Raw genomic sequence first — 16,372 nt, 5'->3', positions numbered from 1 at the left:
GATGTCACTCCTTCTCAATTTGCAACTGAAATTACGGGTAAAAAAACGCCAGCTAGATTATGAAAATCTAGCTGGCGCTAAGCCATTCAGTATTTGAACGGGTAATATCATCCCAGCTAGACTTTCAACGTGTCTAGCTGGCCAAGACAAATCTGACTTCGCTAACCTTAGACACGGACGTGTGGACGTCCGCATCTAAGAAACCGATCCGGACGTTACCTAAAGTAATAGAAGCCGAAATAATACGCGTTAGTTGGTAATAGCTGAGTCATAATAATCTGTCCTTTCCGTTAAGTTGTTGTTTATATTAAAACATTCTCATTTTAAGATGTCAATACTAATTTCATTTTAATCTAATTCTTTCACAACTCTTTTCAAACAGTATGCTAAAATAAAAGCCGTTGCTATCACAAGGATAACAACGACCTCGAAACGAATTGGCTTGAATATACGTGCTAATATATTACTTCGTTTCAAAACTATTATAACAGATTTTATGGCGATTGTATTTACTCGGCCATAACATGCTAACCATTTCTTATCAATAGTGAAGTTTACTTACTTATGACATGAATTTGTGTTCAAAGGAGTCTTTTTATGCCAAAAATTGCTATTTTATCTGACATTCATGGCAATGCCACCGCACTTGAAGCGGTGCTTGCGGATGCTCAATCTCAACAAGTCACAGACTACTGGACCGTTGGTGATAATACGGTTCGCGGTCCCGAATCTGAACGCTGTATGCAGTTGTTAGATCAAGTCCACCCCACTGCCGCAGTGCTCGGCAATCATGAGCAAAATTATCAAAAGGTGTTGCACGCTGATCCAACAACCTTTACCAAACCGAAACAAATCATGGCCACAATTTTAACGGCTTATGATCACCAACAATTAAGTACAACCCACTTTCAACAACTATTGCAACTACCAATGACGCAAACCAAGCAAGTAGGCCCGCTTACGATTCGTTTACAACATGTGTTGCCGAATTTCGTCAGTGGTCATAGTCTAGCACCCACAGAAGCCCAAGCAAACTTCGATCAAGCGACGACTGGTGAACCCGATATCGTGATCTATGCTCATACTCACCAACCCATCATGCGTTATTCAACTCGTGGTCAATTGATTTTAAACGCCGGGACGATTGGCTTACCAACAGCGGTCCGCCCAGCGCTAAGACAACCTCGGGCGATGTATTTAATTCTAACGATTGATGACCAAGGCTTACAGGCCATTGATTATCGGCGCGTCGATTTCGATTGGCAACGGGCCATTCAGATTGCTACTGCCAACAACTTGCCCTATTTGGACTTCTATGCGGCTACCTTACGAACGAATGCTTACCAATACACCCCTAGTGCGGTTGCCGCTTACAATATCAAGCATCAGTTGGCTGCGCAAGCTCGAGCTATTTTAATGAAATTGGGTTCATGAAAAAAAGCTGAGAAAACGAGAGAAAATAGTTTCATTCTGGCTTCATTTCTGTATACTGTTAAAGTCAGCCGTTTTTATGACGGTTGGTTTTAAGAGAGGAGCCACAGAACAATGTATTTTAAGAAAGCAACTTTAGACGATATCGACGCCATTATTGATATTTTAAGTGATGGTCGCAACCAATTGGCAGAAGCTGGCGTCAACCAATGGCAAGGTGACTACCCATCACGCAAGCAAATCACCGCAGATATTATGCAAGGTGCTGCGTATTTATTCAACTCAGACGATGACGCAACGGTTGGCGCAGTCGCCGTTGTGCCTTCGCCAGACGCGACTTACGATACTGCGAAGGCAGATTGGCTGAATACGACAGGTCCCTATGTTGTCATTCACCGGGTCGCCATCCATTCTAATCATGCTGGTCACGGCTACGCAACCCAACTATTTGAGAAAATTATTGCGCACATCACAAAGGAACACCCTGAAATTCAGAGTGTCCGGATTGATACACACGCTGATAACCATGCCATGCAACATTTAATTGATAAAATGCAATTTAAACGTGTTGGCGAAATGGTCGGCGTTTACCATTTAGATGACGTTTGTTACGTTTATGAAAAATTGATCAAGTAACCACGAAGTCCCTGCACTAGTCTGGCTAACAGCCGCTATTGCAGGGATTTCTGTATTCATTTTGAAGTTTCTATAGCTTGAGAGTCAATTTTAAGTATAGCCAGGCCCAGTGACTGAATGAAGATTCGCGCACACTGTCGAATTCAGACATTGGACAACGGTTACATTTTCTTAAAAGCACGGTCGCCTACTCGATTTATTTGTATGCGCCAACTATGACAATTAACAGACACTTCAGACAGCTATTCAGCTTACTTTCCCCTGTCTAGTGCATGGATTCCTAAATGACATTAAAGCCTTTTAGCTGAGTAATTTGTTCCGCTGTGCTAGCAGTGCCATCCAAGACATAATCAGCTGTAGCTGAGACAAGCTGGTCATGTGCTAAAAACAGTGGTCGAACCTCATTCAAATACGTTCTCGTCCAAGTCATAATCTCGTTTTGACTACTTTCGGAAAAGTCTCTGATTAATCGTCTGGCAAATGCAATATCTAGTGGCGTTCGTAAATAGATGACCGTCTCTATATAAGGTCTTAACACAGCATGAACATAGCCAAATGGAAAATCAATCAAAATAACGCTAAACTGATTAGTCTCCATCGCTAATACTAAGTCTGTCATTAACGCTGTAATATCATATTGATTGACCGCTTCATGAAAATTCGCCACCATTTGATTGACGGTTGGCGCAGACGGTAATGCATCAATACTATAATCATCAAACGACAGGACACAGACATTATCAATGCATTGGCTTAAAGCAGTCACCAATGTCGTCTTCCCGCCTGCTGTGACCCCACTAATCACGATAACTTTTGTTTTACTCATATCGATACCGACCTCCTCTTACGATCTCCAATCATCTAGCAAAAAATTAAATAATTATCGATGATCCTTTAAAATAGTTTTTTTGTAAAAAAAAAGTAGTAACGTAATAAATACGTTACTACTACAATGATACCGGCGATCGGGGTCGAACCGATACTCCCTCAACGGGAACTGGATTTTGAGTCCAGCGCGTCTGCCAATTCCGCCACGCCGGCATAATAAAGAATTGGACTTATTGCTGATTAGGTTACTATTCCCATCAGGAAAAGGTGGTAACCGGATTTGAACCGGTGATGAAGGTTTTGCAGACCTCTGCCTTACCACTTGGCTATACCACCATCATTTTGCCCAACCCAAATTGGGTTAGCTGGATTCGAACCAGCGCATGATGGAGTCAAAGTCCATTGCCTTACCACTTGGCTATAACCCAATCAAAGGGCGGTATGTGGGAATCGAACCCACGCGTGCCGGAGCCACAATCCGGTGCGTTAACCACTTCGCCAATACCGCCATCATGGCAGGGATAGTAGGAGTTGAACCCACATCGATGGTTTTGGAGACCATTGTTCTACCATTGAACTATATCCCTATGAAAAATGGAGGGGAGTGGATTCGAACCACCGAACCCGAAGGAGCGGATTTACAGTCCGCCGCGTTTAGCCAGACTTCGCTACCCCTCCATAAATGGCGCGGGACGGAATCGAACCGCCGACACATGGAGCTTCAATCCATTGCTCTACCGACTGAGCTACCGAGCCAAAATCTTTCATGATGAAGTTTATTAAATTTTTCTGATGAATGAAATCTCATCATATGGAGGATACAGGGCTCGAACCTGTGACCCTCTGCTTGTAAGGCAGACGCTCTCCCAACTGAGCTAATCCTCCATGATGACCCCTACGGGATTCGAACCCATGTTACTGCCGTGAAAGGGCAGTGTCTTAAACCACTTGACCAAGGGGTCATATAGTATCTAACTTAACGGAGAGTAAGGGATTCGAACCCTTGAAACAGGTATAACCCGTTTACAGCATTTCCAATGCTGCTCCTTCAGCCACTCGGACAACTCTCCATGGCTTACGTAGATAACTCCGACAGGCGGGCTCGAACCGTCGACATCTTGATTAACAGTCAAGCGCTCTACCAACTGAGCTATGTCGGAATATTCGCATGGCAACGTCCTACCCTCGCAGGGAGCGATCCCCCAACTACTCTCGGCGCTAAGAAGCTTAACTTCTGTGTTCGACATGGGAACAGGTGTATCCTTCTTGCCATCGTCGCCACACTATTGAGAACTTGTGCCCTCAAAACTAGCTAATATCAAATAATTTCTCCTATGAACCTGAACACCAATTGCTTGGTTAAGTCCTCGACCGATTAGTATTAGTCCGCTTCACACGTCACCGTGCTGCCACTTCTAACCTATCTACCTGATCATCTTTCAGGGGTCTTACTTCCATATAGGAATGGGAAATCTCATCTCGAGGTCTGTTTCACACTTAGATGCTTTCAGCGTTTATCAGATCCATACGTAGCTACCCAGCGATGCGCCTGGCGGCACAACTGGTACACCAGAGGTATGTCCATCCCGGTCCTCTCGTACTAAGGACAGCTCCTCTCAAATTTCCTACGCCCGCGACGGATAGGGACCGAACTGTCTCACGACGTTCTGAACCCAGCTCGCGTACCGCTTTAATGGGCGAACAGCCCAACCCTTGGGACCGACTACAGCCCCAGGATGCGATGAGCCGACATCGAGGTGCCAAACCTCCCCGTCGATGTGGACTCTTGGGGGAGATAAGCCTGTTATCCCCAGGGTAGCTTTTATCCGTTGAGCGATGGCCCTTCCATACGGTACCACCGGATCACTAAGCCCGACTTTCGTCCCTGCTCGACCTGTCTGTCTCGCAGTCAAGCTCCCTTGTGCCTTTACACTCTGCGAATGATTTCCAACCATTCTGAGGGAACCTTTGGGCGCCTCCGTTACTTTTTAGGAGGCGACCGCCCCAGTCAAACTGCCCACCTGACACTGTCTCCCGCCACGATTAGTGGCGCGGGTTAGAGTGGTCATACAGCGAGGGTAGTATCCCACCAACGCCTCCACCGAAACTAGCGTTCCGGTTTCTATGGCTCCTACCTATCCTGTACAAGCTGTACAAACACTCAATATCAAGCTACAGTAAAGCTCCATGGGGTCTTTCCGTCCTGTCGCGGGTAGTCCGCATCTTCACGGACAATATAATTTCACCGAGTCTCTCGTTGAGACAGTGCCCAGATCGTTACGCCTTTCGTGCGGGTCGGAACTTACCCGACAAGGAATTTCGCTACCTTAGGACCGTTATAGTTACGGCCGCCGTTTACTGGGGCTTCAATTCTGAGCTTCGCCGAAGCTAACCCATCCTTTTAACCTTCCAGCACCGGGCAGGCGTCAGCCCCTATACGTCATCTTACGATTTTGCAGAGACCTGTGTTTTTGATAAACAGTCGCCTGGGCCTATTCACTGCGGCTGATCTTTCGATCAGCACCCCTTCTCCCGAAGTTACGGGGTCATTTTGCCGAGTTCCTTAACGAGAGTTCACTCGCTCACCTTAGGATTCTCTCCTCGACTACCTGTGTTGGTTTGCGGTACGGGTAGTTAAATACTCACTAGAAGCTTTTCTCGGCAGTGTGACATCAGACGCTTCGCTACTAAATTTCGCTCCCCATCGCAACTTGTCCTTAAAGTGAAAAGCATTTGACTCTTCACAAGACTTGTTGTTTGGACATTCTAATCCAACAGAATGCACATCTTAGCCTACTGCGTCCCTCCATCGTTCAAACGCATTTAACTAGTACAGGAATATCAACCTGTTATCCATCGTCTACGCCTCTCGGCCTCGACTTAGGTCCCGACTAACCCTGGGAGGACGAGCCTTCCCCAGGAAACCTTAGTCATTCGGTGGATGGGATTCTCACCCATCTTTCGCTACTCATACCGGCATTCTCACTTCTAAGCGCTCCACAAGTCCTTACAGTCTTGCTTCACCGCCCTTAGAACGCTCTCCTATCACGTGACCTAATGGTCACATCCACAGTTTCGGTAGTATACTTAGCCCCGGTACATTTTCGGCGCAGGATCACTCGACTAGTGAGCTATTACGCACTCTTTAAATGGTGGCTGCTTCTGAGCCAACATCCTAGTTGTCTATGCAACTCCACATCCTTTTCCACTTAGTATACATTTAGGGACCTTAACTGGTGATCTGGGCTGTTCCCCTTTCGACGGTGGATCTTATCACTCATCGTCTGACTCCCGGATATGAATCAATGGCATTCGGAGTTTATCTGAATTCAGTAACCCAAGACGGGCCCCTAGTCCAAATAGTGCTCTACCTCCATGATCCTTAATCCGAGGCTAGCCCTAAAGCTATTTCGGAGAGAACCAGCTATCTCCAAGTTCGTTTGGAATTTCACCGCTATCCACACCTCATCCCAGCAATTTTCAACTTACACGGGTTCGGTCCTCCAGTGCGTTTTACCGCACCTTCAACCTGGACATGGATAGGTCACCTGGTTTCGGGTCTACAACCTCGTACTAAAAACGCCCATTTCAGACTCGCTTTCGCTACGGCTCCGACTTTTCAGTCTTAACCTTGCACGGGATCGTAACTCGCCGGTTCATTCTACAAAAGGCACGCCATCACGCATTAACGCGCTCTGACTTATTGTAGGCACATGGTTTCAGGAACTATTTCACTCCCCTTCCGGGGTGCTTTTCACCTTTCCCTCACGGTACTGGTTCACTATCGGTCACTAGGTAGTATTTAGCCTTGGGAGATGGTCCTCCCAGATTCCGACGGAATTTCACGTGTTCCGCCGTACTCAGGATACTGAACTGAGAAAGCTTGATTTAATCTACTGGGCTATCACCATCTATGGCGGATTTTCCCAAATCCTTCGACTATCAAACTTTTTGGTAACTCAAATGTTCAGTCCTACAACCCCAAAGAGCAAGCTCTCTGGTTTGGGCTGTTCCCCGTTCGCTCGCCGCTACTTAGGGAATCGAAATTTCTTTATTTTCCTGCTGCTAATGAGATGTTTCAGTTCACAGCGTTTACCTCCGACTAGATTATGAATTCATCTAGCGGTAACAGTTGATTAAAACTGCTGGGTTGCCCCATTCGGAAATCTCCGGATCATAGCTTACGTACAGCTCCCCGAAGCATATCGGTGTTAGTCCCGTCCTTCATCGGCTCCTAGTGCCAAGGCATTCACCATGCGCCCTTGTTAACTTAACCTTATTTTCCAAAGGAAAATACGATTAATTGAGTTTAGCGATTAAACTTCTTTTAAAAAACTCAAAAAACGCGGTGTTCTCGGTTTCATTATGAAAAAATATATTTGATATTATCTAGTTTTCAAAGAACAAGTTTCGTTGACGACCAATGTCGTCAATGGAGAATAACGGGATCGAACCGTTGACCTCCTGCTTGCAAAGCAGGTGCTCTCCCAGCTGAGCTAATTCCCCATAGTGATACAAGAACTATGCGTTCTCGATGGGCCTAAATGGACTCGAACCATCGACCTCACGCTTATCAGGCGTGCGCTCTCACCAACTGAGCTATAGGCCCAAAAGCGTTATTAAATTGAGAGTTAGACCTCTCAAAACTAAACAAAGTTTCAACAATCATGTGTAAGGTTTCCGTAATATTCCTTAGAAAGGAGGTGATCCAGCCGCAGGTTCTCCTACGGCTACCTTGTTACGACTTCACCCTAATCATCTGTCCCACCTTAGGCGGTTGGCTCCCGAAGGTTACCCCACCGACTTTGGGTGTTACAAACTCTCATGGTGTGACGGGCGGTGTGTACAAGGCCCGGGAACGTATTCACCGCGGCATGCTGATCCGCGATTACTAGCGATTCCGACTTCATGTAGGCGAGTTGCAGCCTACAATCCGAACTGAGAATGGCTTTAAGAGATTAGCTTACTCTCGCGAGTTCGCAACTCGTTGTACCATCCATTGTAGCACGTGTGTAGCCCAGGTCATAAGGGGCATGATGATTTGACGTCATCCCCACCTTCCTCCGGTTTGTCACCGGCAGTCTCACCAGAGTGCCCAACTTAATGCTGGCAACTGATAATAAGGGTTGCGCTCGTTGCGGGACTTAACCCAACATCTCACGACACGAGCTGACGACAACCATGCACCACCTGTATCCATGTCCCCGAAGGGAACGTCTAATCTCTTAGATTTGCATAGTATGTCAAGACCTGGTAAGGTTCTTCGCGTAGCTTCGAATTAAACCACATGCTCCACCGCTTGTGCGGGCCCCCGTCAATTCCTTTGAGTTTCAGCCTTGCGGCCGTACTCCCCAGGCGGAATGCTTAATGCGTTAGCTGCAGCACTGAAGGGCGGAAACCCTCCAACACTTAGCATTCATCGTTTACGGTATGGACTACCAGGGTATCTAATCCTGTTTGCTACCCATACTTTCGAGCCTCAGCGTCAGTTACAGACCAGACAGCCGCCTTCGCCACTGGTGTTCTTCCATATATCTACGCATTTCACCGCTACACATGGAGTTCCACTGTCCTCTTCTGCACTCAAGTTTCCCAGTTTCCGATGCACTTCTTCGGTTAAGCCGAAGGCTTTCACATCAGACTTAAAAAACCGCCTGCGCTCGCTTTACGCCCAATAAATCCGGACAACGCTTGCCACCTACGTATTACCGCGGCTGCTGGCACGTAGTTAGCCGTGGCTTTCTGGTTAAATACCGTCAATACCTGAACAGTTACTCTCAGATATGTTCTTCTTTAACAACAGAGTTTTACGAGCCGAAACCCTTCTTCACTCACGCGGCGTTGCTCCATCAGACTTTCGTCCATTGTGGAAGATTCCCTACTGCTGCCTCCCGTAGGAGTTTGGGCCGTGTCTCAGTCCCAATGTGGCCGATTACCCTCTCAGGTCGGCTACGTATCATTGCCATGGTGAGCCGTTACCCCACCATCTAGCTAATACGCCGCGGGACCATCCAAAAGTGATAGCCGAAGCCATCTTTCAAACTCAGACCATGCGGTCCGAGTTGTTATGCGGTATTAGCATCTGTTTCCAGGTGTTATCCCCCACTTCTGGGCAGGTTTCCCACGTGTTACTCACCAGTTCGCCACTCACTCAAATGTAAATCATGATACAAGTACCAATCATTACCAGAGTTCGTTCGACTTGCATGTATTAGGCACGCCGCCAGCGTTCGTCCTGAGCCAGGATCAAACTCTCAAATTAATGATGAGTTCTAAAAAAGCTCATTTAAAAAGTTGGTTCAAATTTATTAATTGTTTTCACGAATTGACTTCGCAAATGTTTTGCTAACAATCACAAGGATTGCTAGACCCTACACATTTGATTTGTCGAAACTTTGTTCAGTTTTCAAAGGTCTAATTTGTTGGTTGAATTCCTCAACACAACTATTAAAGTTTATCATCATCAGAAGAACATGTCAACAACTTTTTATAAATCATTTTGAATAAAAATTCAAGATAACGTTTCAAACGTCCTGATATATTCAAAATCATGAGTAATGTTGCATGCCGTTCTTAACGACAAGAAATATAATATCAATAATCGAGACATGGGTCAAGCATTTTAACCAATTAATTTTGAAAAAGATCAAAAATTAACCAAATATCGTCACGTGACACATCTTACGGCGTTTCAATCATGATTTCAAGCGGTAGTTCTACCACAAGACGCACCCCATCTTACTTCAGTAAACGCCGAATAAGCTTAGTACCGCAACTTCCTCAGTCACACGATCCAGCCACTTGTCACAATTATGTTTTAATTCAGTGTGACCATTCTGTCTTCTAACCACAACCCATCTGTCCAATATAGCCTGTAAAAATAACCTCCTCACTTCATGAAGCACAATAATTTAATATGCCTCTGTCAGTCACGACGATATTGATTATAAATCAGTCTTCTTCTATACTTTGGAGTGAATACGATATGGCACTTGCACAACCATTTGGTACGGTGCAAGACTATTTAGCTTATTCGCCATTTCAAGCGTCTCCTTTCGATTTAGTAATGTTGGCTTCGACACCTACATGCTAATTCGCTTGGAGGCGCTTTGGTTTAACCACTTTGTTATCCACCTACATAGCCGCCGGATTTTTTTCGTACGCTTTAGCACGCTCCACTCAACCTAAAGGCATAAAAAAGAACGACTACCGAAGTAATCGTTCCCACATCAGAAAGCTTATTTACTTGAACTGCTACTAGAACTACTTGAATCAGATAGTTCTGGTGCATCCGTTTGATAGAGATCCACCGTTGACTTGCCTTTATTCTTCGACAAGACACTCGTCTTCTTCTCTTTTTGAAGTTCTTTCAATGATTTCAGCGTCTTAGTGACCTTATAGTTATAGTCAGACTTATTGACCTTCTTAAAGCCCTTAGGCGTATAGAAGCGAAGTAAGTCTCCTTGAATAACGCGATCAGAAAGTGAGAGTTCAGTCGTGACATGATTTTGCATCTGCTTGACTGTCTTCTTTTGGGTATCCGTCATATCAGTCAGCTTCTTACCAGTCTTAGAATTGTAGACGGTGCTCCCCAACTTCGTATAGGTCGGCGAGACAAAGTCCCCATTTCGAAAGGCAACGGTTTGATCATGCTTGCTCGACAATAAGTCAGTCCCAAATTGAATATAGCCCTTATTCTTGATTCCTAATAAATCAAATATGGTTGGTAAAGCATCAATTTCACCACCATATGTGTGGTTAACCCCACCCTTGATTCCTTCAGAATGGATCATAAATGGCACTTTTTGGAACTGTGCTAGGTCAAAGTTAGTGATCGACTTCTTACCTAATAGTTGCGCAATGGCTGCACGGTGATTATTTGAAATCCCGTAATGATCCCCATACAAGACAATCATACTATTCTTATACAGGCCAGCCTTCTTCAGATAACTGACAAATTCAGCGAATGCCTGATCCAGATAATGGGCCGTTTGGACATAGCCATCAACCGTGGAATCCCCCGTCGTCGTCTTCTGGATGCTGACGTTTTGTTTATCCAATGGATAAGGATAGTGGTTCGTCAACGTGATCAGCTTGGCATAAAATGGCTGAGGTAACTTTTCAAGATATTTAACAGAGTCCTTGAAGAAGATCTTATCCTTCAAGCCATAGCCAATCTTATAATCAGCCTTCTCTTTATAATAAGATGAATAGAAGAAATAATCATAACCCCAAGACTTATAGGCGTTATCACGGTTCCAGAAACTGGCGACGTCACCATGAAACGCAGCGGTCGTATAACCCTTTTGCGCTAAAATAGCTGGTGCCGCTTGGAACGTATTCGAAGTCCCATATTGAGTCATCGCTGAACCAGTTGGTAACCCAAACAACGAGTTTTCCATCATCATTTCGGCATCAGAGGTTTTCCCCTGGGCAACTTGGTGATAGAAATTATCAAAACTGAGGGTGCTCTTATCATGATAGAATTTGTTCAGGTTCGGCGTAACTTCCTTACCGTCGACCTTATAATCAATCAAAAATTGCTGGAAACTTTCCAAATGGATCACGAAAACGTTCTTTCCTTTGGCTTTGCCAAAGTACTTCACGTTTTCACCTGCCTGATTTTTCTTCAAGTAGGCGAGGACACTCTTCATATCACTACTGCTGGCTTGGGCACGCGTAGCGCTTTCCTTTTCAGTCTGATAGAAACTATAACCCGCATAGGTGTTCAGGCCTAAATACTTCACAATATAATTATTATCAAACGTCCGTGTCAGTAAGTCAGAACGATCGTGTTCCGACATGCCTAGATCGACGGCAAACAAGGCCACCCCAATCATGGTCATCGTCGCCGCATACCGAATCTTAAACGGCCGCGGATCAATACGAATAACCTTGAAAACTAACAACAGAATTAGGAGCACCACATCCGCATAAACTAAGAAGTCGGTCGCATGAATAATCTGGCCCAAACTGGTCCCTAAATTATTACTTGCCGCCCCAGAACTCTTAATCACGCCAGCAGACATGAAGTCCGAAAACTCTCGGTAATACAAAATGTTGGCAAAAAGCCAGGTCGTCTGTAAGGTATCAATGATCATTAACAACCAATACCGTAAGCGACCACGGAAATATAACGCAATCCCAAGTAGCACAATGGCTGTTGGAAATGGATTTAAAATCAGTAGAAATTGTTGGACCGTCCCTTTGACCCCCAACGTAAATTCATGCTGATATGCGATATACGTCTTTAGCCAAAATAAGACCACGGTCAGGGTAAAAAAGCCAAGCGTGGTGTTGACCTTGCCAACCGTGTTTTTTATAAATTTGGGCATCATAATTCCTCCGTCATTGCTATTAACAAATCCATATTATAACGGTTGAGTGCTAAATCGCAATCTCTTGAAGAATTCTTCAACAATTCTTCAAGTTTCAACGCATAATATGGATCAGTCTATAAAATATCTAATTGGCGGAAATGTTAATTGTCCGTTAACAAATCGTATAGTTCAATTGCAACTAAGTCGATGTTATCGAATTCAAAAGTTTGATCTGGGTTGAATTCTTGTAAAGTATAAGTTGACGTTGCTGGGTCGTAAGCGACTTGCCCACGTTCAACGCCTTCCTTTTCAAAACGACGGGATTGTACCTCAGTTGCTTCAGTCGTTCGCATCGCTTCAAGTCGTTTGAGAATCGCAGATAATTCAGATTTTTCCATTATAATAATCTCGCTCCTTAAGTTTTGTTTTTATTCTAGCAAAAAATGGGACTAATAACACGCCTTTTTAACAGAAAGCCCCGTTTCAAAGTAAAATTTCACAATACAATTATACCGCAATGTCCCACTTAGTCGGTACTCAGTTGTGATAAAATTAAGACAAGTTATAAAAATATAAAGGAGTCTTAATCATGACACTATTCAGAGATGATCTTAACGATACTATTGCACAAATTCAAGTTTCGACAATCCGTCAATTTGATGAAGAAGTTAGTGCGATCCCCGATATGGTGAAGCTCACCCTTGGGGAACCTGATTTTAACACCCCTCAACACGTCAAAGACGCCGCTAAAGACGCCATCGACCACAACTTTTCACACTATACTGGGATGGCCGGCTTATTAGAATTACGCGAAGCTGCCGCCAACTTCCAAGCTAAAAAGTACGGCAATCACTACGATGCCAAAGATCAAGTTTTGGTCACAGTTGGTGCCACCGAAGCCATTGCAACTGCCTTGACGACGATTTGTAACCCCGGTGATGCCATCATCATCCCCTCACCGATCTTCCCGGCCTACATTCCAATTATTCAGGAAGCTCGCGCCACGCCATTATTCATGGACACTGGCGTTAATGATTTCGTCATTACCCCTAAGATGGTCGATGATTTCATTGCTGCCCATCCTGACGAACATTTCAAAGGCATCGTTTTAAACTATCCGAACAATCCAACGGGGGTCACCTACGTTGAAGATGAGGTTAAAGCTTTAGCAGCCTGCTTCAAGCGACACAACTTATGGGTCGTTTCTGATGAAATTTACAGTGAGCTGACTTATGGCAGTGACCATGTCTCCATCGCAAACTACATTCCAGAAGAAACCATTTTAATCAATGGCCTGTCAAAGTCACATGCCATGACCGGCTGGCGGATCGGGTTCCTATTCGCTTCCAAGGAACTCACCGCCCAAATGAAGAAAGTGCATCAATACTATGTCACGGCCGCTACAACGATTGCCCAAAAGGCTGGTATCGAAGCCTTGACCAACGGGATTGATGACGCGTTGCCAATGCGCGCAGAATATCAAAAGCGCCGTGACTTTGTTTATCAAGTCATGAACGGCTTAGGATTCAAGATTGCTCGCCCAACCGGCGCGTTCTACATTTTCGCCAAAATTCCCGCCGGTTTCAATCAAGACTCAATGGCTTTCTGTAAAGATTTAGCGCGCAAAAATCATCTCGCCATTATCCCAGGCACTGGTTTTGGCGCTGAGGGTGAAGGCTACGTCCGCTTGAGCTATGCTGCCAGCATGGAAAAGCTACAAAAAGCAATGGATCGGTTAACTGCCTACATGCAAGCACCTGAAAATAAACAAGTTTAATCACCACAAAAAAAGGATTCAATTGGCCCCAAATGGTCAGTCGAATCCTTTTTAATTTGCAAAGGCTAACGGTAAGTTTAATTGGTGCTTAGTCGCTGTTGCTTTGGCAACTTGTTGCATCGGACCAGGAATCATTTGAGCTTTTGGTGAAACATAAGCCACCGTCGTGACCGTCCCAGAATTCGGATCAGTCAATCGTAACCGCATGACCGTGGTGTTGGCAGCCAAATAATTTACTTGCTGACGCTGTACGGGTACCGCCGCTGTCTGGGTTTGCCGGAACGGTTGTTGTACATTTTCCCAACGCTTCACCGATGACTTGGCGACCAATTTTAACGTTGTCTGCGTTCCCGGCAAACGATATTTCATCGTTGCTGGTGCAACATTGTGATACCGTTCTTGTTGTTGCGTCTGTAACCGTAATTTGGCATTGGCCGTATATTTCCAAGTTCCACCTAGCGTTGTGGCAATTAATCGGCGACCGCCTTGCTTAAACGTGGCGACCAGACAAGCGCCGGCTTGCGCCGTATAGCCTGTTTTTAAACCATCTACCGGCACCGCAGCATCATAGTGCTTCTGCCCCTTTAAAATTTGGACCAAGGTCGCCACGCGATAACGATGAATCTTAATCGAGCCGTGGTTCGCAATGTCAATCACGGCCGGATAGTCCTTGATCAGCTGACGCGCAACGGTCGTAATCGCCCGAGCCGAAACGAGATTTTGGGCTTGATTACTCGTTCCCGGTAAATTATAGTGATAGCGGATTAAGTCGGTATTATCTAATCCCGACGCACTCACAAAATGGGCCGCGAGTTGCCAACGAGCTGCCTGCTGATTCATCAATTGAATAAACTTCGCATTACTGCCACCAATCAGTTCTCCTAGCGCAATGGCACTACTATTGGAAGACCCCACAAGTGTGGCGGCGAACAATTCTTTTACAGTAAATTTTTCATCTTTAGCCATCGGCATCGTCGATAAGGTCGGACTGGCGGCTAATTTACGAACGTCAGCACTAATTGGCACATTGTCCGTCCACTTCACTTGACCTTTTCTTACCGCTTGCGTGACCAAATACAAGGTCATCAACTTGCTCAGTGAGGCAATGGGCAACTTTTTATCCGCGTGATCCGCATAAATGGCTTGGCCTGAGTTGGCATCCACCACGTAGGCAGCTTTAACCTCAGTCGCCGGATCAGTAGCCGCCGTTGCTCTCAGCGGCCATTGTCCCCAAACAATCAAGGCGAGCCCTAACCACAGCACGGTCCCCCACAATCTAAACTTCAACATAAGCCCCCCTTTAAAGACTAAAAAGCGCTGGCTGATTGCTAGCGCTCCATCATTTTTCTGACAATTGGTCAGGTTTAATTTCTTCAGCTTTTTCAGGTTTCATTGCCATCGCAATCATCCCCAAAAACAGTCCCAGATAGTACGTTAAAATACGCCAAATCAGCATGGCAAGAATCAGTTTGCTATGACTAGGAATGAATTTGGCAAATAATTCCGTAAACCCAAATTCGGCACCACCCGCGCCACCGGGAATCGGGAACAATGACGTCACTAAGAAAATCAGCACATTCAAGCTGGTCACCATGATCACGTTAACCCCGGTATAGCCCATCGCACGCATAATGAAATACGGAATCAGATAGTAGAACAATAGTTGCAAGAAGGTGATCACTGAAACTTCGACCAACATCCGCCAATCCTTGGTCATTCGCAAGCTTTCCTCATAAAAGGAATCAATTTTTTCACTGATATTTGCTTGAAACTGTGCAAAACGTTCGGCTTTCATAAACCAGCCAACCGGAATCAAGACCACTTTTACCGCTCGCTTGGTGAAATTATACCAATACATCACGAGTAATAAGCCCACGATGACGGCAAAATGAATCAAAAAACCGAAAAAGACGTACAGTGAAAGGTAACTTAACTTCTCGGCTAAGTAATGAAACCCAATTAACATGGCAAACAAGAAGTTCAGGACGACCATGGCCTGAAACACGACAAACTTCATCAGCGCCACGGAACTGGCACGGCCAGCATCAATACCTGACTGTGCCATCACAAAAATCTGTGCCGGTTGACCGCCTGATGAAAATGGCGTTATCCCATTAAATAACTGTTCAGCCAATGGCACTCTGAGCGCGCTACGAAAAGAATAGTTCTTATAACGATGGCGCACGAACTTTTGGACGACTACCGCTTCAAGGCCAAAATATAGCCCAACACAGCCTAACGCCACGAGGAGCCACCACCAATTTAGTTGAGCAATATCGGTCATCATATTACCAAGGTTGACGTTACGTAAGGAATACCATGAGATCCCCACACCAAGTAACACCATGACCAGTAATGACCACATGTTTTTTCTAGTCAT

8 protein-coding genes, 13 tRNA genes, 3 rRNA genes and 1 pseudogene are annotated in these 16,372 nt (G+C 45.2%); 3 read left to right on the top strand and 22 right to left on the bottom strand.

The features are described from left to right. The first annotated feature begins 597 nt into the window (after nucleotides 1-597). Together RA086_RS05220 and RA086_RS05215 are read left to right on the top strand one after the other, a co-directional pair. A complete protein-coding gene (locus tag RA086_RS05220) occupies nucleotides 598-1,434 on the top strand; it encodes a metallophosphoesterase family protein (RefSeq protein WP_308702804.1) in 837 nt (278 codons plus the stop codon). Between the two features lie 111 nt (nucleotides 1,435-1,545). Beyond that, on the top strand, nucleotides 1,546-2,067 hold the full coding sequence (locus tag RA086_RS05215) for a GNAT family N-acetyltransferase (RefSeq protein WP_308702803.1): 522 nt from the start codon (nucleotides 1,546-1,548) through the stop codon (nucleotides 2,065-2,067). A 280-nt stretch (nucleotides 2,068-2,347) separates the two neighbouring features. Here the strand turns inward: RA086_RS05215 and RA086_RS05210 are convergent, their stop codons facing one another. The 20 genes and pseudogenes from RA086_RS05210 to RA086_RS05115 form a co-directional block, all read right to left on the bottom strand. After that, on the bottom strand, nucleotides 2,348-2,893 hold the full coding sequence (locus tag RA086_RS05210) for a nucleoside/nucleotide kinase family protein (protein ID WP_308702802.1): 546 nt from the start codon (nucleotides 2,891-2,893) through the stop codon (nucleotides 2,348-2,350). Between the two features lie 130 nt (nucleotides 2,894-3,023). Beyond that, nucleotides 3,024-3,108 (bottom strand) — tRNA-Leu (locus tag RA086_RS05205). A 52-nt stretch (nucleotides 3,109-3,160) separates the two neighbouring features. Further along, a tRNA-Cys gene (locus RA086_RS05200) sits at nucleotides 3,161-3,231 on the bottom strand. Between the two features lie 20 nt (nucleotides 3,232-3,251). Beyond that, nucleotides 3,252-3,323: transfer RNA gene (locus RA086_RS05195), tRNA-Gln, on the bottom strand. 7 nt (nucleotides 3,324-3,330) lie between these two features. Beyond that, nucleotides 3,331-3,403 (bottom strand) — tRNA-His (locus RA086_RS05190). A 5-nt stretch (nucleotides 3,404-3,408) separates the two neighbouring features. After that, nucleotides 3,409-3,482: transfer RNA gene (locus tag RA086_RS05185), tRNA-Trp, on the bottom strand. Between the two features lie 8 nt (nucleotides 3,483-3,490). Continuing rightward, nucleotides 3,491-3,573, bottom strand: a tRNA-Tyr gene (locus RA086_RS05180). A gap of 5 nt (nucleotides 3,574-3,578) precedes the next feature. Beyond that, nucleotides 3,579-3,651: transfer RNA gene (locus RA086_RS05175), tRNA-Phe, on the bottom strand. Between the two features lie 56 nt (nucleotides 3,652-3,707). Then, nucleotides 3,708-3,780: transfer RNA gene (locus tag RA086_RS05170), tRNA-Val, on the bottom strand. 4 nt (nucleotides 3,781-3,784) lie between these two features. Then, nucleotides 3,785-3,857 (bottom strand) — tRNA-Glu (locus RA086_RS05165). Nucleotides 3,858-3,875: 18 nt separating this feature from the next. Continuing rightward, nucleotides 3,876-3,965 (bottom strand) — tRNA-Ser (locus RA086_RS05160). Nucleotides 3,966-3,982: 17 nt separating this feature from the next. Continuing rightward, nucleotides 3,983-4,055 (bottom strand) — tRNA-Asn (locus RA086_RS05155). A 6-nt stretch (nucleotides 4,056-4,061) separates the two neighbouring features. Beyond that, nucleotides 4,062-4,178 (bottom strand): 5S ribosomal RNA (gene rrf / locus RA086_RS05150). Between the two features lie 72 nt (nucleotides 4,179-4,250). Next, nucleotides 4,251-7,171: ribosomal RNA gene (locus RA086_RS05145) — 23S ribosomal RNA — on the bottom strand. A gap of 157 nt (nucleotides 7,172-7,328) precedes the next feature. After that, nucleotides 7,329-7,401: transfer RNA gene (locus RA086_RS05140), tRNA-Ala, on the bottom strand. 29 nt (nucleotides 7,402-7,430) lie between these two features. Then, nucleotides 7,431-7,504, bottom strand: a tRNA-Ile gene (locus tag RA086_RS05135). Between the two features lie 87 nt (nucleotides 7,505-7,591). Beyond that, nucleotides 7,592-9,157 (bottom strand): 16S ribosomal RNA (locus RA086_RS05130). The 16S, 23S and 5S rRNA genes sit together here with 13 tRNA genes alongside, the layout of an rRNA operon. Nucleotides 9,158-9,823: 666 nt before the next feature. Next, nucleotides 9,824-9,919: pseudogene (locus RA086_RS05125) on the bottom strand (IS200/IS605 family transposase); the annotation flags it as partial. A gap of 214 nt (nucleotides 9,920-10,133) precedes the next feature. Continuing rightward, nucleotides 10,134-12,230: an LTA synthase family protein gene (locus tag RA086_RS05120; RefSeq protein ID WP_308702801.1), complete on the bottom strand. Its 2,097-nt coding sequence runs from the start codon at nucleotides 12,228-12,230 to the stop codon at nucleotides 10,134-10,136. Between the two features lie 146 nt (nucleotides 12,231-12,376). Further along, nucleotides 12,377-12,613, bottom strand: coding sequence for a YkuJ family protein (locus tag RA086_RS05115; RefSeq protein WP_137617178.1), 237 nt, complete (start codon nucleotides 12,611-12,613; stop codon nucleotides 12,377-12,379). Nucleotides 12,614-12,804: 191 nt separating this feature from the next. Here RA086_RS05115 and RA086_RS05110 point away from each other — a divergent pair, with 191 nt between their 5' ends. After that, nucleotides 12,805-13,992: a pyridoxal phosphate-dependent aminotransferase gene (locus RA086_RS05110; protein WP_308702800.1), complete on the top strand. Its 1,188-nt coding sequence runs from the start codon at nucleotides 12,805-12,807 to the stop codon at nucleotides 13,990-13,992. 51 nt (nucleotides 13,993-14,043) lie between these two features. Here RA086_RS05110 and RA086_RS05105 read toward each other — a convergent pair whose 3' ends face one another. Beyond that, nucleotides 14,044-15,282 (bottom strand): D-alanyl-D-alanine carboxypeptidase family protein, encoded by a 1,239-nt coding sequence (locus RA086_RS05105; RefSeq protein ID WP_308702799.1) that lies wholly within the window; start codon nucleotides 15,280-15,282, stop codon nucleotides 14,044-14,046. 49 nt (nucleotides 15,283-15,331) lie between these two features. Continuing rightward, nucleotides 15,332-16,372, bottom strand: coding sequence for a lysylphosphatidylglycerol synthase transmembrane domain-containing protein (locus tag RA086_RS05100; protein WP_308702798.1), 1,041 nt, complete (start codon nucleotides 16,370-16,372; stop codon nucleotides 15,332-15,334).

Source organism: Lactiplantibacillus brownii, from assembly GCF_031085375.1.
Lineage (GTDB): Bacteria > Bacillota > Bacilli > Lactobacillales > Lactobacillaceae > Lactiplantibacillus > Lactiplantibacillus brownii.
This window is presented reverse-complemented; position numbering and strand designations above follow the sequence as displayed.

Excerpts from the sequence above, each read along its gene's own strand:
- RA086_RS05220 (WP_308702804.1), top strand. The coding sequence starts at position 598 with ATGCCAAAAATTGCTATTTTATCTGACATTCATGGCAATGCCACCGCA.
- RA086_RS05215 (WP_308702803.1), top strand. The coding sequence starts at position 1,546 with ATGTATTTTAAGAAAGCAACTTTAGACGATATCGACGCCATTATTGAT.
- RA086_RS05210 (WP_308702802.1), bottom strand. The coding sequence starts at position 2,893 with ATGAGTAAAACAAAAGTTATCGTGATTAGTGGGGTCACAGCAGGCGGG.
- RA086_RS05120 (WP_308702801.1), bottom strand. The coding sequence starts at position 12,230 with ATGCCCAAATTTATAAAAAACACGGTTGGCAAGGTCAACACCACGCTT.
- RA086_RS05115 (WP_137617178.1), bottom strand. The coding sequence starts at position 12,613 with ATGGAAAAATCTGAATTATCTGCGATTCTCAAACGACTTGAAGCGATG.
- RA086_RS05110 (WP_308702800.1), top strand. The coding sequence starts at position 12,805 with ATGACACTATTCAGAGATGATCTTAACGATACTATTGCACAAATTCAA.
- RA086_RS05105 (WP_308702799.1), bottom strand. The coding sequence starts at position 15,282 with ATGTTGAAGTTTAGATTGTGGGGGACCGTGCTGTGGTTAGGGCTCGCC.
- RA086_RS05100 (WP_308702798.1), bottom strand. The coding sequence starts at position 16,372 with ATGACTAGAAAAAACATGTGGTCATTACTGGTCATGGTGTTACTTGGT.